At 62.1% G+C, this 19595-nt stretch carries 20 protein-coding genes; 10 read left to right on the forward strand and 10 right to left on the reverse strand.

Annotation, left to right across the window (positions count from 1 at the left end; all coding sequences use genetic code 11):
- Nucleotides 1-209: 209 nt before the first annotated feature.
- A complete protein-coding gene (gene tyrS / locus APH35_RS26120; RefSeq protein WP_012270227.1) occupies nucleotides 210-1409 on the reverse strand; it encodes a tyrosine--tRNA ligase in 1200 nt (399 codons plus the stop codon).
- 213 nt (nucleotides 1410-1622) lie between these two features.
- On the opposite strand from tyrS, the gene APH35_RS26125 reads away from it, so the two are divergent.
- Both APH35_RS26125 and APH35_RS26130 read left to right on the forward strand, forming a co-directional pair.
- On the forward strand, nucleotides 1623-3044 hold the full coding sequence (locus APH35_RS26125; protein ID WP_012270226.1) for a peptidoglycan DD-metalloendopeptidase family protein: 1422 nt from the start codon (nucleotides 1623-1625) through the stop codon (nucleotides 3042-3044).
- 3 nt (nucleotides 3045-3047) lie between these two features.
- Nucleotides 3048-4139: an anhydro-N-acetylmuramic acid kinase gene (locus APH35_RS26130; protein WP_012270225.1), complete on the forward strand. Its 1092-nt coding sequence runs from the start codon at nucleotides 3048-3050 to the stop codon at nucleotides 4137-4139.
- A 59-nt stretch (nucleotides 4140-4198) separates the two neighbouring features.
- Here APH35_RS26130 and erpA read toward each other — a convergent pair whose 3' ends face one another.
- Together erpA and argC are read right to left on the reverse strand one after the other, a co-directional pair.
- Nucleotides 4199-4549 (reverse strand): iron-sulfur cluster insertion protein ErpA, encoded by a 351-nt coding sequence (gene erpA, locus APH35_RS26135; RefSeq protein ID WP_003255511.1) that lies wholly within the window; start codon nucleotides 4547-4549, stop codon nucleotides 4199-4201.
- Nucleotides 4550-4696: 147 nt separating this feature from the next.
- On the reverse strand, nucleotides 4697-5731 hold the full coding sequence (gene argC, locus APH35_RS26140; protein WP_012270224.1) for an N-acetyl-gamma-glutamyl-phosphate reductase: 1035 nt from the start codon (nucleotides 5729-5731) through the stop codon (nucleotides 4697-4699).
- 142 nt (nucleotides 5732-5873) lie between these two features.
- Between argC and hemJ the strand changes: the two genes are divergently transcribed.
- The 6 genes from hemJ (at nucleotide 5874) to APH35_RS26170 (ending at nucleotide 10300) form a co-directional block, all read left to right on the forward strand.
- Nucleotides 5874-6299 (forward strand): protoporphyrinogen oxidase HemJ, encoded by a 426-nt coding sequence (hemJ, locus tag APH35_RS26145; protein WP_060515751.1) that lies wholly within the window; start codon nucleotides 5874-5876, stop codon nucleotides 6297-6299.
- A gap of 28 nt (nucleotides 6300-6327) precedes the next feature.
- Nucleotides 6328-7284: an NAD(P)H-dependent flavin oxidoreductase gene (locus APH35_RS26150; protein WP_060515752.1), complete on the forward strand. Its 957-nt coding sequence runs from the start codon at nucleotides 6328-6330 to the stop codon at nucleotides 7282-7284.
- A 67-nt stretch (nucleotides 7285-7351) separates the two neighbouring features.
- Nucleotides 7352-8134, forward strand: a complete 783-nt coding sequence (locus APH35_RS26155) for an SDR family NAD(P)-dependent oxidoreductase (RefSeq protein ID WP_060494469.1) — start codon at nucleotides 7352-7354, stop codon at nucleotides 8132-8134.
- A gap of 63 nt (nucleotides 8135-8197) precedes the next feature.
- Nucleotides 8198-8536, forward strand: a complete 339-nt coding sequence (locus tag APH35_RS26160; protein WP_003255518.1) for a histidine triad nucleotide-binding protein — start codon at nucleotides 8198-8200, stop codon at nucleotides 8534-8536.
- A 65-nt stretch (nucleotides 8537-8601) separates the two neighbouring features.
- Nucleotides 8602-9249, forward strand: coding sequence for a 2-polyprenyl-3-methyl-6-methoxy-1,4-benzoquinone monooxygenase (gene coq7 / locus APH35_RS26165; protein ID WP_012270220.1), 648 nt, complete (start codon nucleotides 8602-8604; stop codon nucleotides 9247-9249).
- 10 nt (nucleotides 9250-9259) lie between these two features.
- On the forward strand, nucleotides 9260-10300 hold the full coding sequence (locus tag APH35_RS26170) for a hypothetical protein (RefSeq protein ID WP_060515753.1): 1041 nt from the start codon (nucleotides 9260-9262) through the stop codon (nucleotides 10298-10300).
- Between the two features lie 94 nt (nucleotides 10301-10394).
- On the opposite strand, the gene APH35_RS26175 is transcribed toward APH35_RS26170, so the two are convergent.
- Nucleotides 10395-10817: an OsmC family protein gene (locus APH35_RS26175; RefSeq protein ID WP_004376171.1), complete on the reverse strand. Its 423-nt coding sequence runs from the start codon at nucleotides 10815-10817 to the stop codon at nucleotides 10395-10397.
- Between the two features lie 191 nt (nucleotides 10818-11008).
- Between APH35_RS26175 and crp the strand changes: the two genes are divergently transcribed.
- Nucleotides 11009-11653: a cAMP-activated global transcriptional regulator CRP gene (gene crp, locus APH35_RS26180; RefSeq protein ID WP_012270218.1), complete on the forward strand. Its 645-nt coding sequence runs from the start codon at nucleotides 11009-11011 to the stop codon at nucleotides 11651-11653.
- Here the strand turns inward: crp and APH35_RS26185 are convergent.
- From APH35_RS26185 to APH35_RS26200, 4 genes are all read right to left on the reverse strand, one after another.
- Entirely contained in the window at nucleotides 11650-12354 is a 705-nt protein-coding gene (locus APH35_RS26185; RefSeq protein WP_012270217.1) for a lipoate--protein ligase family protein, read from the reverse strand. The two genes, crp and APH35_RS26185, sit on opposite strands and share 4 nt — an antisense overlap.
- A 169-nt stretch (nucleotides 12355-12523) precedes the next feature.
- Nucleotides 12524-13357: an indole-3-glycerol phosphate synthase TrpC gene (gene trpC, locus APH35_RS26190; RefSeq protein ID WP_012270216.1), complete on the reverse strand. Its 834-nt coding sequence runs from the start codon at nucleotides 13355-13357 to the stop codon at nucleotides 12524-12526.
- A complete protein-coding gene (gene trpD, locus APH35_RS26195; RefSeq protein ID WP_012270215.1) occupies nucleotides 13354-14403 on the reverse strand; it encodes an anthranilate phosphoribosyltransferase in 1050 nt (349 codons plus the stop codon). The genes trpC and trpD overlap by 4 nt, the downstream gene beginning before the upstream one ends.
- A 9-nt stretch (nucleotides 14404-14412) precedes the next feature.
- Nucleotides 14413-15006 carry an aminodeoxychorismate/anthranilate synthase component II gene (locus tag APH35_RS26200; RefSeq protein ID WP_012270214.1) on the reverse strand — a complete coding sequence of 198 codons (594 nt, stop codon included), beginning with the start codon at nucleotides 15004-15006 and terminating at the stop codon, nucleotides 14413-14415.
- Nucleotides 15007-15373: 367 nt separating this feature from the next.
- Here APH35_RS26200 and estP point away from each other — a divergent pair, with 367 nt between their 5' ends.
- The gene (gene estP, locus APH35_RS26205; protein WP_060515754.1) at nucleotides 15374-17254 is read left to right on the forward strand and encodes an esterase EstP; all 1881 of its coding nucleotides are present in this window, start codon (nucleotides 15374-15376) and stop codon (nucleotides 17252-17254) included.
- 32 nt (nucleotides 17255-17286) lie between these two features.
- On the opposite strand, the gene trpE is transcribed toward estP, so the two are convergent.
- Nucleotides 17287-18768 (reverse strand): anthranilate synthase component I, encoded by a 1482-nt coding sequence (trpE, locus tag APH35_RS26210; protein ID WP_060515755.1) that lies wholly within the window; start codon nucleotides 18766-18768, stop codon nucleotides 17287-17289.
- A 69-nt stretch (nucleotides 18769-18837) separates the two neighbouring features.
- Nucleotides 18838-19595: phosphoglycolate phosphatase (locus APH35_RS26215; RefSeq protein ID WP_060515756.1), on the reverse strand; the 758-nt coding region annotated here is incomplete at its 5' end.

Raw genomic sequence — 19595 nt, forward strand, 5'->3', positions numbered from 1 at the left:
CGATCGTAGCCCTTCCAACACCACCTTAACTACTTAACCCATTGAATCTCAAGGAGTTTGTCGTTCCGATGTCGCTGGAAGCGGGGCGCATTATAAGGGGATTCGAAACCCCGTCAACCTTTAATTTCAATAAACCTTCATATCGCTGAAAAACAAAGCGGGGAGGCCTGACGGCCTCCCCGCTTCTATATAGCTACACCACCAGACGATCACTCGGCCTTAAGGGTAACCCGGCCAAACGACTTCTTCCCCGCCTGGCACACGTGAGTAGCACCGAGGACAAACATGAAGTCCTTGTCGACCACCGCACCATCAACCTTCACCGCACCGCCATTCAGCAAGTCACGCGCCTGTGCCGAGTTCTTCACCAGGCCAGCCCGGTTCAGCACGGCAGCGATCGGCAGGTCTTCCGACGCAGCCACTTCGATCTCCGGCAGGTCTTCCGGCAGCTCGCCTTCCTTCATGCGGTTACCCGCAGCACGGTGAGCATTGGCGGCAGCCTCTTCACCATGGAAGCGCGCAACGATCTCTTCTGCCAGCTTGATCTTGATGTCCCGCGGGTTGGCACCCTTGGCGACGTCGGCACGGAACTGCTCGATCTCCTCCATCGAACGGAAGCTCAGCAGCTCGAAGTAGCGCCACATCAGGGTATCGGGAATCGATACCAGCTTGCCGTACATAACCCCCGGCGCTTCCTGGATACCTACATAGTTACCCAGCGACTTCGACATCTTCTTCACGCCATCAAGCCCCTCGAGCAGCGGCATGGTGACGATGTTCTGCGCTTCCTGGCCATAGGCGCGCTGCAGCTCGCGCCCCATCAACAGGTTGAACTTCTGGTCGGTGCCACCCAGCTCGACGTCCGCCTTCAGCGCCACCGAGTCGTAGCCTTGCACCAGCGGGTAGAGGAACTCGTGGATGGCAATCGGCTGGTTGGTGGTGTAACGCTTGTCGAAGTCATCACGCTCGAGCATGCGCGCAACGGTATATTGCGACGCAAGGCGAATGAAGTCGGCTGGGGTCAGCTTGTCCATCCAGGTGGAGTTGAACGCGACCTCGGTCTTGGCCGGGTCGAGGATCTTGAACACCTGCTGCTTGTAGGTCTCGGCATTGTCCAGCACCTGCTCGCGAGTCAGCGGCGGGCGCGTGGCACTCTTGCCGCTGGGGTCGCCGATCATGCCGGTGAAGTCACCTATAAGGAAGATGACCTGATGACCCAGTTCTTGGAACTGGCGCAGCTTGTTGATCAGCACCGTATGGCCAAGGTGCAGGTCAGGTGCGGTCGGATCGAAGCCGGCCTTGATGCGCAGAGGCTGGCCGCGCTTGAGCTTCTCCACCAGTTCCGACTCGACCAGTACTTCTTCCGCACCGCGCTTGATAAGCGCCAGCTGCTCTTCAACCGACTTCATAGACAAACCCGCAAGGCTCAGATTCAGGGGGAGCCAACCATACAAGATCGGCCGTCAATTACAAGTTTCGCAAAGGAATGTGACCCGGACACAGGTTTGCGGCGTCTACGCGCCCTTGCGTGAAAATGGATTTGGTTATATTTTATACAGTTATTTCATCTTCATCATGTCATTCATCTTTTCCATTTCACCTTTTTCAAAGTCACCTTGCCCATGACCAACGAACCGCCTAAAGCGCCCCCGCTTTATCCGAAGAGCCATCTGTTGGCCGCCAGCGGCATCGCCGCCCTGCTCAGCCTGGCTTTGCTGGTATTTCCCTCCAGCGAAGTGGAAGCCAAGAAAACCACCCTCAACCTCGAGCTGGAAAGCCCTGCCGAGCAGCTGAAAGACGAATCCCGCGCAGCGCCGCTGGTGCAGGCAGAAGGAGAGCAAGGCTCGCCTTTCGCCCAGATCGAGGACGCTGCCCCCGAAACCCAGAAGGCCGAACAGCAAACCCCCACCGCCGAACCCGTCGCAGAAGCCGCCAAGGAACCTGGCCACCGCGAGGTTACCGTGGCCCGTGGCGATACTCTGTCCACGCTGTTCGCCAAGGTTGGGCTGCCGGCCAATGCCGTGCATGACGTGCTGGCAAGTAACAAGCAGGCCAAGCAGTTCAGCCAGCTCAAGCACGGTCAAGTGCTGCAGTTCGAACTCGACAAGGATGGCCAACTGGCCAGCCTGCACAGCAAGGTCAGCAACCTCGAAACCATTCGCCTGACCAAGACCGCCAAGGGCTATGCCTTCAACCGTGAAATCAGCAAGCCGGTGGTGCGTACCGCCTACGCCCACGGTGTGATCAAGAGCTCGCTGTCGGCCTCGGCCCAGCGTGCCGGCCTGTCCCACAGCATGACCATGGACATGGCTCGCGTATTGGGCTACGACATCGACTTTGCCCAGGATATTCGCCCAGGCGACGAGTTCGACGTGGTCTACGAGCAGAAGGTGATGGACGGCAAGGTCGTCGGCACCGGCAACATCCTGTCCGCCCGCTTTACCAACCGCGGCAAAACCTACACCGCCGTGCGTTATACCAACAAGCAGGGCAACAGTACCTACTACACCGCAGACGGCAACAGCCTGCGCAAGGCCTTCATCCGTACCCCGGTCGACTTCGCTCGCATCAGCTCGCGCTTTTCCGCTGGCCGCAAGCATCCAATCCTGAACAAGATTCGCGCCCACAAAGGCGTTGACTACGCTGCCCCGCGCGGTACGCCGATCAAGGCTGCCGGTGACGGCCGCATCGAACTGGCCGGGCGCCGTGGTGGCTACGGCAATACCGTGATCATCCAACACGGCAACCGCTACAAGACGCTGTACGGCCATATGCAGGGCTTTGCCAAGGGCATCAAGACCGGCAGTTCGGTCAAGCAGGGCCAGATCATTGGCTACATCGGTACCACCGGCCTGTCCACCGGGCCGCACCTGCACTACGAGTTCCAGGTCAACGGTGTGCACGTCGACCCGCTGAGCCAGAAGGTACCAATGGCCGACCCGATCGCCAAGAACGAGCGCCAGCGCTTCCTGCAGCAGAGTCAGCCGCTGATCGCCCGCATGGATCAGGAAAAGGCCACTCTGCTCGCAGCGAACAAGCGCTAAACCATGGCGCTCTACCTGGGGGTAATGTCCGGCACCAGCCTCGATGGGCTGGACATCGCCTTGATCGAACAAAGCGAGCAGCTTGAACTGCTCGCCACCCTTTACCTGCCCATGCCCAGTGACCTGCGTCAGGAACTGCTTGCCCTGTGCAGCAGTGGCCCTGACGAGATCGCACGTGCGGCATTGGCAGAAAACCGCTGGGCCAGCCTGGCGGGCGATGGTATCCGCCAGTTGCTGGCCCGTCAGGGGCTCCAGGCCAGTGCCATTCGCGCTATCGGCAGCCACGGTCAGACCATCCGCCACGAACCCGCACGCGGGTTTACCGTGCAGATCGGCAACCCGGCGCTGCTCGCCGAGCTTACCGGTATCAGCGTGGTTGCCGACTTCCGGCGGCGTGATGTGGCTGCCAGTGGCCAAGGTGCGCCGCTGGTACCGGCGTTTCACGAAACCCTGTTCGGGCACCTGGGCCAGCGCCTGGCGATCCTGAACGTGGGCGGCTTCAGCAACCTGAGCCTGATCGAACAGGACAAGCCGGTTCACGGCTTCGACTGCGGCCCCGGTAACGTGCTGCTGGATGCCTGGATCGAACGCAAGCGCGGTCAGGCCTACGATGCCGACGGTGCCTGGGCGGCCTCGGGGGTGGTACAGGCTGGCTTGCTCAACGCATTGCTCGCCGACCCATTCTTCGCCGGTAGCGGCCCGAAAAGCACCGGCCGCGAGGTGTTCAACCTGCTTTGGCTGGATGGCCACCTGGCGCACCTGCCCGCTTACCAGGACGAAGATGTACAGGCGACGTTGCTGGAGCTTACCGCTCGCAGCATCATCGACTCACTCGGCAGTGCCCAGCAGGGCACCGAAGCGTTGTTGGTGTGCGGGGGTGGCGCACGTAACGGCGCCCTGATGGCCCGCCTCGCCCAGCTGCTACCCAGGGCCCGTGTCGCCAGCACCGGCGCCCATGGCGTAGATCCTGACTGGGTCGAGGCCATGGCCTTTGCCTGGCTGGCCCACTGCTGCCTGGAGGGCATCGCCGCCAACCGCCCCAGCGTCACTGCAGCCAAGGGCCTGCGGGTATTGGGCGCAATCTACCCGGCATAATCGCTACGCCAGACAGCAAAACGCCGCGCAATTGCGCGGCGTTTCGTTTTGGCCAGGCCTCAGATCGAGAACGACGACCCGCAACCACAGGTGGTGGCCGCATTCGGGTTCTTGATGACGAAGCGCGACCCTTCCAGGCCTTCCTGGTAGTCCACTTCGGCGCCGGCCAGGTACTGAAAGCTCATCGGGTCGACCACCAGGGAAACGCCCTCTCGCTCGACAATGGTGTCGTCTTCGGCCACGTCTTCATCGAAAGTGAAGCCGTACTGGAAGCCCGAGCAACCGCCACCGGTCACGAACACCCGCAGCTTCAGACGTTCATTACCTTCCTCATTGACCAGGTTCTTCACCTTCTGGGCTGCCCCATGGGTAAACTCCAGACCGGTAGGGGTGAAGGTTTCGACGCTCATGTTGATTCTCCCGGCGCGGTAGCCGCCATAAAACTCGATGACGCGCATTATCCGCTTTCCCGAGAAAATCGGTCAAGAATTGTGCGGCTTTAGTCGCGACATGCAAAAAGGCCCGCACGACGCGGGCCTTTTTCGAACGCAGGGTGATTAAGGCAGCAAGCCGGCATGGGACAGGCCCATGCGCTCATCCAGGCCGAACAGGATGTTGAGGTTCTGTACCGCCTGGCCAGAGGCCCCCTTGACCAGGTTGTCGATTACCGACAGCACCACCACCAGGTCACCACCCTGCGGGCGATGAACGGCAATGCGGCAGACGTTGGCGCCGCGCACGCTGCGTGTTTCCGGGTGACTGCCAGCGGGCATCACGTCGACGAACGGCTCGTCGGCATAACGCTTTTCGAATAACGCCTGGAGGTCGACCGACGTATCGACAACATTCGCGTACAGGGTGGCGTGGATACCCCGGATCATCGGCGTCAGGTGCGGCACGAAGGTAAGGCCGATGTCCTTGCCAGCAGCCAGGCGCAGGCCCTGGCTGATTTCAGGCAGATGACGGTGACCTTTCACTGCGTAGGCCTTCATGCTTTCGCCAGCCTCACAGAACAGCGAACCGACCGCAGCACCACGGCCAGCACCGCTGACACCCGACTTGCAATCAGCGATCAGGCGCGACGGGTCGGCCAGGCCCGCTTCCAGCAGCGGCAGGAAGCCCAACTGGGTTGCGGTCGGGTAGCAACCCGGCACCGCGATCAGGCGTGCCTGGCGGATCTTCTCGCGGTTGACTTCAGGCAGGCCGTACACCGCATCCTTGAGCAGTTCTGGCGCACCGTGCGGCTGGCCATACCACTTGCCCCACTCGGCGGCATCCTGCAGGCGGAAGTCGGCCGACAGGTCGATCACCTTCGTGCCAGCCGCCAGCAGTTCACCTGCCAGGGCGTGGGCAACACCATGCGGGGTAGCGAAGAACACCACATCGCAAGCAGCCAGGGCCTTGCTGTCGGGCACGCTGAAGGCCAGCCCGTCATAATGGCCGCGCAGGTTCGGGTACATGTCCGCCACCGCCACGCCCGCCTCGGAGCGCGAAGTGATGACCGCCACTTCGGCCTGTGGATGCTGTGCCAGCAGACGCAACAGTTCGACGCCGGTGTAACCCGTGCCGCCGACGATACCGACCTTGATCATAACGCTTGCCCCTTATCAACGAGCCGTCTGGAAAGCGCACGATAATAGGGGCGCAAGGCGCCTGTAACAACTCTTCGGGTGACCCTTCGGGCGCTTGACCACTACTATCTGACGACCGTGAATACCTGAAGGAACTCCCTCCATGCTTTACCTATGGATCAAAGCGCTGCACATCGTCAGCGTGGTCAGCTGGTTCGCCGGCCTGTTCTACCTGCCGCGGCTGTTCGTCTACCACGCCCAGAGCCAGGACAGCATCAGCCAGGAACGCTTCATCACCATGGAGCGTAAGCTGTACCGCGGCATCATGAACCCGGCGATGATCGCCACCTACGTGTTCGGTGCCTGGATGCTGTACCTCACCCCCGGTTGGCTGAGCCAAGGCTGGCTGCATGCCAAGCTGACCCTGGTGATCCTGCTGACCGGCTACCATCACGTATGCGGTGCCCAACGCAAACGCTTCGCCAGCGGCACCAATACCCGCAGCCACGTCTACTATCGCTGGTTCAACGAAGTGCCCGTGCTGTTCCTGCTGGGTATCGTAATTCTGGTGGTGGTCAAACCGTTCTGACATAGCCACCCGCTCAAGGAGCCTTGCCATGTCGTTACCTGCCTTGCTCGAACAACGCTTGCGCCTGCCTGTGGTCGCGGCGCCGATGTTCCTGATCTCCAACCCCAAACTGGTGCTGGCCTGCTGCGCCAGCGGTGTGGTCGGCAGTTTCCCGGCCCTTAACCAGCGCGACAGCGCCGGTTTCAAGGCCTGGCTGGAGGAGATCGAGGCGGGCCTGACGCAATTGCAGGCGCCAGCCCCCTATGCCGTCAACCTGATCGTGGACCCGACCAACCCACGCCTGCAGGCCGACCTGGCCTTGTGCGTAGAACATCGCGTGCCGATCGTCATCACCAGCCTGGGGGCGGTAAAGGAAGTGGTCGACGCCGTGCATGGCTATGGCGGCCTGGTGTTCCACGATGTCACCACTCGCCGCCATGCCGAGAAAGCCGCCGAAGCAGGTGTCGATGGCCTGATCGCCGTCGCCGCAGGTGCGGGTGGCCACGCCGGCACCTGGAGCCCGTTCGCCCTGGCAGCGGAAATTCGTCAGTTTTTCGACAAGACCCTGCTGCTGGCTGGTTGCATCAACCACGGCCACGAAATCCTCGCGGCACAAGTGCTGGGCGCCGATCTGGCCTACATGGGCACGCGCTTCATCGCCACCGCAGAAAGCCACGCCCAGGATGCCTACAAGCAGATGCTGCTCGATGCCCATGCCGCCGACATCATCCACACCCCGGCAGTGTCCGGCATCCCTGCCAGCTTCCTGCGTTCGAGCCTGGAGCAGGCCGGCTATGACATGAATGCCCTCAAGAGCGGCCACGAGCAAGGCAAGCTCAAGCCGATCGACGACGAGGCCAAAGCCTGGAAGACCGTATGGTCGGCGGGCCAGGGCGTCGGCGAAATCCATGACCTGCCCAGCACCACTGAATTGATCGAACGGCTCCAAAAGGAGTACCGGGAAGCCTTGGAGCGCTGCCAGGTTCTGCGCATCCGCACCTTGTAGCAAAAGGCAACACCTTGCCCGGCCAAGCTGTACACTAGGCGCCCTCTTTAGCCCCCAGGAGCCTTGCATGACCCGTTACGCCATGATCACTGGTGCTTCCAGCGGCCTGGGCCTGGCCCTGGCGGAAGCGCTGGCACGGCGTGGGCGCAACCTGATCCTGGTAGCACGTCAGCGAGAAACACTGGAGCCTGTAGCCATCGAGCTTACCCAGCGCTTCGGGGTCGAGGTGCTGTTCCGCGCCTGCGACCTCAGCCAGCCGCTGCGCCTGTCTGGCTTCGTACTGGAACTGGAAGAAGGCGAACGGCGTATCGATCTGCTGGTCAACTGCGCGGGGTTACGCACCTACGGGCCGTTCCTGGCCCATGAGTGGGCCGACGAGCAAGACCTGCTGGAGGTCAACGTGCTGGCCCTGAGCCGCCTGTGCCACGCCATCGGCAACCTGATGGCCGTGCAGGGCGGCGGGCAGATCCTCAACGTCGCCGGCCTGGCCGGGATGGCACCCGGCCCGTGGATGGCAGCCTATGCCGCCAGCAAGGCGTATGTACTGAGTTTTTCCCAGGCGCTTCGCGAAGAGCTCAAGCGCACCGGCATCAAGGTCTCGGTACTATGCCCCGGCCCAGTGCGTTCCGCGCGGCGGCGCATTGCGCGGCTCGACGGCAAACCACGCTGCCTCAGCCCCGAGGAAGTAGCGCTGTACACCGTGCGCGCACTGGACAAGAACCGCGCGCTGATCATGCCTGGCCGGCGCAACCGCTGGCTGGCATTCGCCCCGCGCCTGCTGCCACGCTGGCTGGTGCGCAAGCTGGCCGGGGCCATCCACCGCCGCTATTGCCCGGTCGGCATGGAATAGCCACTGGGCGAGCGGCGCCCGGCTGAGTACACTCGGCCCGACCCTCACCATGGAGCAAGTGCTGTGGACGATCTATTCCTCAAAATCATCAACCGGGAAATCCCGGCGGATATCATCTACGAAGACGACCAGATCCTGGCCTTCAAGGACATTGCACCCGCGGCACCGGTACATTTTCTGGTCATCCCGAAAAAGCACATTCGTACGCTCAATGACCTGACCGAAGAAGACAAGGCCCTGGCTGGCCACATCCTCTTCACTGCCCAACGTCTAGCGGTCGAGCAAGGCTGCGAAGAGGGCTTCCGCGTGGTCATGAACTGCAACCCGAAAGGCGGCCAGACGGTCTACCACATACATATGCACGTGCTTGGCCAGCGCCAGATGAACTGGCCACCGGGCTGATCCACGGCAAGCGACCCCGCTGCTATTGCGGTAAACTGTCGGGCACATTCTTGCGGAGGTGCCCGATGGCTACCGAACGTCACTACTCGCCGCTCGACCGCTTGTTGCTGCAGGCCGATACCGCCATGCGCACCTTGCTGCCCTTCAGCGGCCAACCCGCCCGCCCATCGCCGGCCATCATCCAGCCAGACGCCGACCTGGACGAGCAACAATCCCGCCACATTGCCGGGCTCATGCGCATCAACCACACCGGTGAAGTCTGCGCCCAAGCGCTGTACCAGGGCCAGGCACTGACCGCCAAGCTGCCCGAAGTGCGCAAGGCCATGGAGCATGCCGCCGAGGAAGAAATCGACCACCTGGCCTGGTGCGAACAGCGGATTCGCCAACTGAACAGCCACCCGAGTGTGCTCAACCCTCTTTTCTATGGCATGTCGTTCGGCATCGGCGCACTCGCCGGGCTGGTCAGCGACAAGGTCAGCCTGGGCTTCGTCGCCGCTACCGAGCATCAAGTGTGCAAGCACCTCGACGAGCACCTGGAGCAGATCCCGCACGAAGATGAAAAATCCCGGGCCATTCTCGAGCAGATGCGCATCGACGAAGAGCAGCACGCCGAGTCTGCACTGGAAGCCGGTGGTTATCGCTTCCCGGCTCCGGTCCGTTTTGGCATGAGCTTGCTGGCCAAGGTCATGACCAAGAGCACCTACCGCATCTGAAGGCATCACCATGACGGACCGTTTCGACGCCAAGGACCTGGCACGCGCAGTACACGCTGGCATTCTCCAACCGGGCCAGGACCAGACCTTGTTGGCATTCCTGCGCCAGCAACCGGCACCACGTGGCAGTTTTCAGCTGGCCCATGTTGCCTTCTACTTTGGCGCCATGTTGATCATGGCGGCCATGGGCTGGTTGCTCACCGAGGCCTGGATGAGCATCGGTGATGGCGCGCTGTTGATCATCGCCACCCTCTACATCCTGCTGATCACCCTGTTCGCCCTCAACCTGCAGCGCCGCGCCCAACCGGTAGCTGCCGGGGTACTGGCAGCAGTGGCGGTCAGCATCGTGCCGCTGGCAGTGTTCGCCATCGAACGCCTGGCAGGCTGGTGGCCACTGGACGACGCCCAGGCCAACTACCACCAGTACTACACCTACGTGCAAGGCGGCTGGCTGGCGATGGAAGCGGCCACGGTGCTGGCCGGGTTGCTGATGCTGCGGCTGATCCCCTACCCGTTTGTGGTCATGCCGATCGCCGTGGCCTTGTGGTTCATGTCGATGGACCTGAGCGAGTGGTTCTTCGGCTCGCCGTTCAGCTGGGAGCAGCGCCGGGAGGTTTCGCTGTGGTTCGGGTTGGCCTTGCTGGTGGTGTTCCTGGTGATAGACGGCCGCACGCGTGAGGACTACGCCCGCTGGGGCTACCTGGCCGGGCTGGCGGCATTCTGGGGCGGACTGACACTGGTGGACAGTGGCAGTGAGTTGGGCAAGGCCCTGTACTGCCTGATCAACATTGTGCTGATGGGCATGGCGGTGCTGCTGCGCCGGCCGGTGTTCATGGTGTTTGGTGCGCTGGGGGTGGCGGCTTACCTGGGGTACCTGTCGTACGAGGTGTTTGCCGAGTCGCTGCTGTTCCCGGTGGTGGTGACCTTGATCGGGCTGGGGGTTATCTGGCTGGGGCTGGTTTACCAGAAGCGGCGGGAGCGGTTGAGCCAAGTGATGCGAAGGTGGTTGCCGGGGTGGGTGCAAGCTGCACTGCCCGCGCTTCGGAGCTGATAGTGTCGGGGCCGCTCCTACAGGAAGTACGCGTTCCCCTGTAGGAGCGGCCTTGTGTCGCGATGGGCCGCGAAGCGGCCCCAAAATCTCAGCTTTAACCCAGTTCTACAATCTCGTAGCCATGGGTAATCTCAACCCCGGCACGCTCGAGCATGATCGAAGCCGAGCAGTACTTCTCTGCCGACAGCTCCACCGCCCGCTTGACCTGCGCTTCTTTCAGCCCACGCCCTTTCACCACGAAGTTCATGTGAATCTTGGTGAACACCTTCGGGTCTTCGCTGGCGCGTTCCGCCTCCAGGAACGCCTCGCAGCTTTCCACCGCCTGGCGCGACTTTTTCAGAATGCTCACCACGTCAAAACTGCTGCAACCACCCAGGCCCAGCAACAGCATTTCCATCGGGCGCACACCCAGGTTGCGACCGCCGGCCTCGGGCGGGCCGTCCATCACGACGACATGGCCGCTCCCCGACTCGCCGAGAAACATTGCTTCACCGGCCCACTGGATACGTGCCTTCATCTACCCGGACTCCTGATTTTCGGAAAAGGGTGTCAGCTTAGACCTTGTGCGGCTGTGGGAAAAGCACGAGACGTGTCGGTTTAATACCGAAACATCCCGTAGTGTCTGATAAGCTGGCGCCAAATGACTGGCGCTTGCCGTCAGCCAACCTCTAAAAAAAGCCTATGCCTCGTATCGAACAGGATTTCGTGATGGTTGCCTCCGCCCTACCCGCCAAGATCAAGAACATCGACAAGTTGCTGGTGCACTGCCAGCGCCGCCGCTACACCGCCAAAAGCAACATCATCTGCGCCGGCGACCGGGCCGAGACTCTGTCGTTCATCATCAAGGGTTCGGTCACCATCCTCATCGAGGACGATGACGGCCATGAAATGATCATCGCCTACCTTAACAATGGCGATTTCTTTGGCGAGCTGGGCCTGTTCGAGCCCGTCGAGGGCGAACAGCAGCGCAGTGCCTGGGTGCGCGCCAAAACCGAGTGCGAAGTGGCCGAAATCAGCTACGAGAAGTTTCGCGAACTGGCGCGCCAGGACCCAGAAATTCTCTACGCCCTGGGCAGCCAGATGGCCCAGCGCCTACGCAACACTACGCGCAAAGTCGGCGACTTGGCATTCTTCGACGTGACCGGTCGAGTAGCCCGTTGCCTGCTGGAACTGTGCAAGCAACCCGACGCCATGACCCATCCCGATGGCATGCAGATCAAGATTACCCGGCAGGAAATCGGCCGTATCGTCGGTTGCTCGCGGGAAATGGTCGGCCGCGTCCTCAAGGACCTCGAAGAGCGCAGCCTGGTACAGGTGAAAGGCAAGACCATGGTGGTCTACGGTACCCGCTAGTCCTTGGGCAGCTCGGCCAGCACCTTGGCGTAGGCCTGTGAAAGGCGCTCGAACCAGGGCACCGCGGGCGCCACTTCGTGCAAGGCAATGTGCGCATCGGCGCGGCAGCGCTGCTCCAGCTCGCAGCATTCGTTGAAGCGGTTGACCGCCGCCACCATCGACTCACGCTCGTTGTCCAGCAGCAGCGCACCGTGCACCAGCACCACCGGGCGCTTGCCCCCCAAACCCTGGCGCCAGCGCTGGGCGGTGCCCACCAGTTTGCGGCCATTGAGGTTGACGTTGTAGCGGCCATCGCAGAAGGCCCCGTCGATTTCCCCCACCGATGCTACCCCGCCCCACTCGCGCAGCACATCGCACAGCGGCAGGCACAGGCGCTCGTAGGCATTTTCGATGCGACCGTGGTCGCCTTCACTGCGCGGGGCGGCGTAGACCAGTGCAACGTTTACCGTCGAATGCGACTGCGGCACCGGCTCACCACCCGTTTCACGCAACAGTACCGGCCAGCCGGCAATCGCCAGCTCCGCGCAGGCGGCCTCGAAGTTGTCCAGCCGGCTCATGCGTCGAGGCATGACCAGAGCGTGATCGGTCGGCCGCCAGAACAGCACACCACTCTCGCGTTCGCCACGGCAGACGGCGGCCAGCAGTTCCTGTTCGGCGTGCAGGCCTTGTTCGACGGTCAAGGCCAGGGGTTGATCGCTCATTGATCCACCTTTGATATTGTTGTTGATGGCCCTTTCGCGGGTAAAACCGCTCCCACGGGGATATCACAGGTCCTACAGGCGGTGAACATCCTGTGTGGGAGCGGGTTTACCCGCGAAAGGGCCATTACAGGCATACAAAAAAGCCGGCAAGAACGCCGGCTTCGTTTGATCAGTCCAATGGCTGTACAGTTTTCTTCACCTGTTCTGGGAAGAACAACCGTTGCAGTTCCAGGCCTGGCTGTTCGGCACGCATGAACGCTTCGCCGACCAGGAACGAGTAAACCTCGTTGATCGCCATCAGTTCCACGTCCGCTCGGTTGAGAATACCGCTCTCGGTAATCGCCAAGCGATCACGCGGAATGCGCGGCAGCAGGTCGAGGGTGGTTTCCAAGCTCACCTCAAAGGTGTGCAGGTTACGGTTGTTCACCCCAACCAGCGGCGTGTCGAGGGTTTTCAAGGCGCGCTCCAGCTCATCGCCATCGTGCACTTCCACTAGCACATCAAGGCCGACATCCTTGGCAGTGGCGGCCAGTTCGGCCATCTTCACGTCGTCCAGCGCCGACACGATCAGCAGCACGCAGTCCGCGCCCAAGGCCCGGGCTTCGACGATCTGGTAAGGGTCGACCATGAAGTCCTTGCGGATTACCGGCAAGGAAACTGCTGCGCGAGCCTGCTGTAGGTACACATCGGCACCCTGGAAGTAATCGACATCGGTCAGCACCGACAGGCAGGTAGCGCCACCCTTCTCGTAGCTGACCGCGATTTCCGCCGGCACAAAGTGCTCGCGGATCACGCCTTTGCTCGGCGAAGCCTTCTTGATTTCAGCAATCACCGCCGGCTGCTTGCGCTTGGCCTGCTCGATCAGCGCGTTGGCAAAGCCACGCGGAGCATCGGCGGCCTTGGCCAGGGCCTCCAGCTCGGCAAGGCTGACGCGCGCGCTGCGCTCGGCCACTTCCTGAAACTTGCGGGCAATGATCCTTTCCAGCACTGTCGGCACACTCATGCTTCGTTCTCCACCTTGAATACTGCAGTAAAGGCACCCAGTTCCTGCAGCTTCTCCCAGGCCAGCCCGGTGTGCAGTACGTCGTGGGCCAGCTCCACACCTTGAGCCAGGGTCATTGCATGATCGGCGGCATACAGTGCCGCGCCCGCATTGAGCACGATCATTTCCGCAGCCTTCTGGCCGTTTTCGGTCTTGCGGCGGCCCAACGCATCGCGGATCAGCTCCAGCGACGCCTGCGGGTTGTCGACGGCAAGGCCATGCAAACTCTGGCTCTTCATGCCGAGGTCTTCCGGCTCGACCCAGTATTCGGTGATTTCGTCGTTCTTCAGTTCGGCAACGAAGGTGGGTGCAGCCAGGCTGAACTCATCCAGGCCGTCCTTCGAGTGCACCACCAACACATGCTTGCTACCCAGACGCTGCAGTACCTCGGCCAACGGGCGGCACAGGGCCTGGGCAAACACGCCGACCACCTGGTGCTTCACTCCGGCCGGATTCGTAAGCGGGCCGAGCATGTTGAACAGGGTGCGCAACCCCAGCTCGCGACGCGGGCCAGCGGCATGCTTCATCGCCGAATGATGGCTTTGCGCGAACATGAAGCCGATGCCCAGGCTGTCAATGCAGCGGGCCACTTGGGTTGGCGTCAGGTTCAGATAGATGCCGGCCGCTTCCAGCAAGTCGGCACTGCCGCTCTTGCCGGACACCGCGCGGTTACCGTGCTTGGCGACCGTGCAACCCGCCGCCGCCAGGACGAACGCGGAAGCAGTGGAGACGTTGAAGATATTGGCGCCATCGCCGCCGGTGCCGACGATGTCGACCACACCATCGAGGCTTTTGAGTTCAACCTTGTCGGCCAGCTCACGCATCACCGACACCGCACCGACAATCTCGTCGATGCTTTCACTTTTCATGCGCATACCCATCAGGAAGGCGCCGATCTGCGCCTCGCTGCATTGGCCGGTCATGATCTGGCGCATGACATCGCGCATTTCTTCGGTAGAGAGGTCCAGGTGGCCGACGATACGGGCCAACGCGCTCTTGATATCCATGTTCGATCCTTAGCGGCGGCCGCCGGTTTGCTTGAGGAAGTTGGCGAACAGCTCGTGGCCCTGCTCGGTCAAGATCGACTCGGGGTGGAACTGTACCCCTTCGATATTCAACGTTTTATGGCGCAGGCCCATGATCTCATCGACCGAACCGTCCTCATGGGCAGTCCAGGCGGTCACCTCCAGGCAGTCGGGCAGGGTCTCGCGCTTTACCACCAGCGAGTGATAACGGGTCACGGTCAGCGGGTTGTTAAGGCCGGCGAACACGCCCAGGTCGCGGTGATGTACCGGGCTGGTCTTGCCATGCATGACCTGGCGTGCACGTACCACGTCGCCGCCAAAAGCCTGGCCGATGGACTGGTGACCCAGGCATACGCCGAGGATCGGCAGCTTACCGGCAAAATGCAGGATAGCCTCGATGGACACGCCCGCCTCGCTTGGCGTGCACGGGCCTGGGGATACGACGATGCGCTCAGGGTTGAGGGCTTCGATCTGGGCGATGGTCATTTCGTCATTGCGAATGACCTTGACCTCGGCGCCCAGCTCGCCAAGGTACTGAACGACGTTGTAAGTGAATGAGTCGTAATTGTCGATCATCAGTAACATGGTGTTAAACCTCTTGAATCTACTGACTTCAGAATTCGAACCTTCCAGCACCAGCCACAGGCGCGGCTTTGCCACAAAGGGCGGTAAACGGGAAGGCAAACGGGGGCGGGCCGGACGGGCCGGCAGGGGATAAAGTCAGGCGCGCCAACGCCAACGGGCGTGGGCCTTGATTACGCGCATCAAGAGTTTGCTGACGATCAACACAGGATAGGTCTCGCTCATACGTCCCGGCACAGTAGCCTACCGGGGCGACGGGCGCAATATGCCTGTAAACACGGGGAAACGAATGGACTTGGGAGCGATGCACAGCGATTTGCTAAGGTCGATGGGGTTGTCCCAATAAAAACAAAGAAAAGGATGTTCCCTGATGCGAAAAGCCCCGTTATTGCGCTTTACTCTCGCTTCACTGGCCTTAGCTTGCAGCCAGGCATTCGCTGCCCCCTCGCCCTATTCCACCTTGATCGTGTTTGGTGACAGCCTCAGTGACGCCGGGCAGTTCGGCGGCATGCGCTTTACCAACCGCGATGCCGATGGCAATTATGCCCCCGTGTCGCCAATGATCCTGGGCGGACGGCTGGGGGTGAGCCCGATCGAGCTGGGTCCTTCTACCTCGCCTCTCAACCCGGCATTAGGGCTTCCCGACGGCAACAACTGGGCAGTCGGCGGCTACACGACCCAACAGATCCTGGACTCGATCACCAGCACATCCGAAACAGTCATCCCACCGGGGCGCACCGGCGCCGGGCAGGTACTGCGTGAAAAGCCGGGCTACCTGGCCAATGGCCTGCGTGCCGACCCCAACGCGCTGTACTACCTGACCGGCGGCGGCAATGACTTCCTGCAGGGCCTGGTCAACAGCCCGACCGATGCCATCGCCGCTGGCGCCCGCCTGGCTGCCAGCGCCCAGGCCCTGCAACAAGGCGGCGCCCGCTACATCATGGTCTGGCTGCTGCCCGACCTCGGCCAAACACCGAACTTCAGTGGTACGCCACAACAAAACCCGCTGTCATTGCTGTCTGGCGCCTTCAACCAGTCGCTGCTCAGCCAACTGGGGCAGATCGATGCCGAGATCATCCCGCTGAACGTTCCCTTGCTGCTGAGCGAGGCATTGGCCAGCCCCAACCAGTTCGGCCTCGCCAGCGATCAGAACCTGGTCGGTACTTGCTACAGCGGCGAAGGTTGTGTGGCCAACCCGGTATATGGCATCACCGGCACCACCCCCGACCCAACCAAACTACTGTTCAACGACTCGGTGCACCCGACCATCGCGGGCCAGCAACTGATTGCCGACTACGCCTATTCGATCATTTCCGCACCTTGGGAGCTGACCCTGCTGCCAGAAATGGCCCATGCCAGCCTGCGCGCCCACCAGGATGAATTGCGCAACCAGTGGCAGACACCCTGGCAAGCCGTAGGTCAGTGGCAAGCCTTTGTCGCCACTGGCGCCCAGGACCTGGACTTCGACGGCCAGCACAGCGCGGCCAGCGGCGATGGGCGTGGCTACAACCTGACTGTGGGCGGCAGCTATCGCCTGAACGACGCCTGGCGCGTGGGCCTCGCCGGTGGTGCATACCGACAGAAGCTGGAAGTCGGCGACCAAGACTCGGACTACAAACTGAACAGCTACCTGGCCAGTGCCTTTGCCCAATACCGCCAGGACCGCTGGTGGGCCGATGCCGCGCTGACCGCCGGGCACCTGGACTACAGTGACCTGAAACGCACCTTCGCCCTGGGCGTGAATGGCCGTAGCGAAAAGGGCGACACCGACGGCGAGGCCTGGGCGATGTCCGGGCGCCTGGGCTACAACCTGGCGGCCGACAGCAGCGACTGGCAGCTGGCACCCTTCATCAGTGCCGACTATGCGCGGGTGAAAGTGGATGGCTACGACGAGAAAAGCGGGCGCTCGACGGCACTGGGCTTCGATGACCAGGAACGCACGTCACGTCGGCTAGGCGTGGGGTTGCTGGGTAGTGTGCAGGTAATGCCAAGTACCCGGTTGTTCGCCGAGGTGGCGCAGGAACACGAGTTCGAGGACGACCAGCAGGATGTGACGATGCACCTGACCCGCTTGCCGGCCAATGACTTCACCCTGACCGGGTATACGCCACACAGCGACCTGACCCGAGCGAGCCTTGGGGTGAGCCATGAACTGGTGGCGGGGGTGCATGTGCGTGGGAACTACAACTGGCGCAAGAGTGATGAGTTGACGCAGCAGGGGGTGAGCCTGGGGGTGAGCGTGGACTTCTGAATGGATGGGGCCGCATTGCGGCCCCAATCCATTTATTTGGTCAACGTCTGCTCGGCCAGCGCCACCGCGCGGAACATCGCTCGGCGCTTGTTGATGGTTTCTTCCCATTCCAGCGCCGGTACCGAGTCGGCAACAATGCCACCACCGGCTTGCACATGCAGTTCACCGTCCTTGATCACGGCAGTACGGATGGCAATCGCGGTATCCATGTTGCCGTTCCAGGCAAAGTAGCCGACTGCACCACCGTAAACTCCACGCTTGACCGGCTCCAGCTCGTCGATGATTTCCATCGCGCGGATTTTCGGTGCACCCGACAGGGTGCCAGCCGGCAGGATCGCCCGCAGTGCATCCATCGCCGTCAGCCCTTCACGCAGTTGGCCGGTGACGTTGGAGACAATGTGCATCACGTTGGAATAACGCTCGATGACCATCTTCTCGGTCAGGCGCACGCTGCCGGTCGAAGACACACGGCCCACGTCGTTGCGGCCCAGGTCGATCAGCATCAAGTGCTCGGCAATTTCCTTGTCGTCCGACAGCAGGTCGTCTTCCAGGGCGCGGTCGGCCTCTTCGGTGGCGCCGCGCGGGCGGGTGCCGGCGATTGGGCGCACGGTGACCAGGTTGTCCTCGACACGTACCAGTACCTCGGGCGAGCTGCCGACCACATGGAAGTCACCGAAGTTGAAGAAGTACATGTACGGCGTCGGGTTGAAGCAGCGCAGCGCGCGGTACAGGTCGATAGGCGCAGCCTTGAAGTCGATCGACATGCGCTGTGACGGCACCACCTGCATGCAGTCACCGGCCAGAATGTATTCCTTGATACGGCCGACCGCGTTCTCGTAATCCTCACGGGTATAGCTGGAGCGGAACTCCGGTTCGGCGACCTGTGGGCCGCTCAGGTCCAGGCCACGGCGCGGGGTGATCGGCTGACGCAGGGTTTCGAGCAAGCCTTGCAGGCGTGCCTGGCCCTGTTCGAAGGCCTGCTCCTCGGCCGGGTCAACTAGCACGATGGCGTGCATCTTGCCCGCCAGGTTGTCGAACACCACCACTGCGTCGGACACCATCAGCAGTATATCCGGCACGCCCAGCGGGTCCGGGTTGGGGCTGGCGCCCAGGCGCTTTTCCACATAACGCACGCAGTCGTAGCCGAAGTAGCCGACCAGGCCGCCGTTGAAACGCGGCAGGCCGGGAATGTCGGCAACCTTGTAGCGGTCCTTGAAGGTTTCAACGAACGCCAGCGGGTCTTCGACATCGTGGCTTTCCACTTCCACGCCATCCTGCAGGATGCTGACGTGGTAGCCATGCACACGCATCACCGTGCGCGACGGCAAGCCGATCATCGAGTAACGGCCCCACTTCTCGCCGCCCTGCACCGATTCGAGCAGGTACGAGTTGGGTTGGTCAGCCAGTTTCAGGTAGATCGACAGCGGCGTGTCGAAGTCGGCCAGGGTTTCGCAGGCCAAAGGAATGCGGTTGTAGCCGGCAGCGGCCAGGCGCAGGAATTCTTCGCGGTTCATGAGTAGCCTCGTGGCAAGCAGCAGTAGGTCAGGCAAACGGACGGGCCGGCACGCGCCGGCAGGCAAAAGTCAGGCGCGCCAACGCCAACGGGCCAGGGCCTTGATGACTTTCATCCAGAATTTGCCGGTAACCACCACGGTGGGCTCTCTGTCTTGTGAGGCTTGAAGGTTCGCCAACGTTATCCCAGTGGCCGGGTCTGCGCAACCAGGCAGCAAAGCGCGCAGATCGTCGATCACCAGGTTGGGGGATTCGTCGTTGATCGGCCGGCCATGGTTGTAGCCGTAGGTCAGGCCCACGCATTGCACACCAGCTGCCTTGGCGGCCAGCACGTCACTGCGCGAATCGCCGACAAACAGCGACTGCTGCGGAGTAACACCGGCCATCTGCATGACGAACAGCAGCGCCGCCGGGTCGGGCTTCTTCTGCGGCAGGGTGTCACCGCCGATGATCCAGCGGAAGTAGTTGCCGATCTTCATCTGGTCCAGCAGCGGGCCAACGAAGCGCTCAGGCTTGTTGGTAATCAGCGCCATCTCCACACCCTGCTTGCGCAGCCAGCGCAGGGTGTCCCGCACGCCGGGGTAGACCACCGTCAGCTCATGGCTTTCGGCATAGGCGTCCATGAACAGCGCCAGCGCCTGCTCGGCCAGGGCGTCGTCCACTGTGGTGTGGTCGATGCCTCCGGCCAACGCCCGACGCACCAGCACCTGGGCACCATTGCCAACCCAGTGGCGCACGGCCTCAAGGCCTGCAGGCGGGCGCCCCAGTTCGAGCAGCATACGGTCCACGGCGGCGGCCAGGTCTGGCACGGAGTCGATCAGGGTACCGT

Origin of the sequence: Pseudomonas sp. NBRC 111132 (assembly GCF_001320565.1) — a bacterium.
GTDB lineage: Bacteria > Pseudomonadota > Gammaproteobacteria > Pseudomonadales > Pseudomonadaceae > Aquipseudomonas > Aquipseudomonas putida_P.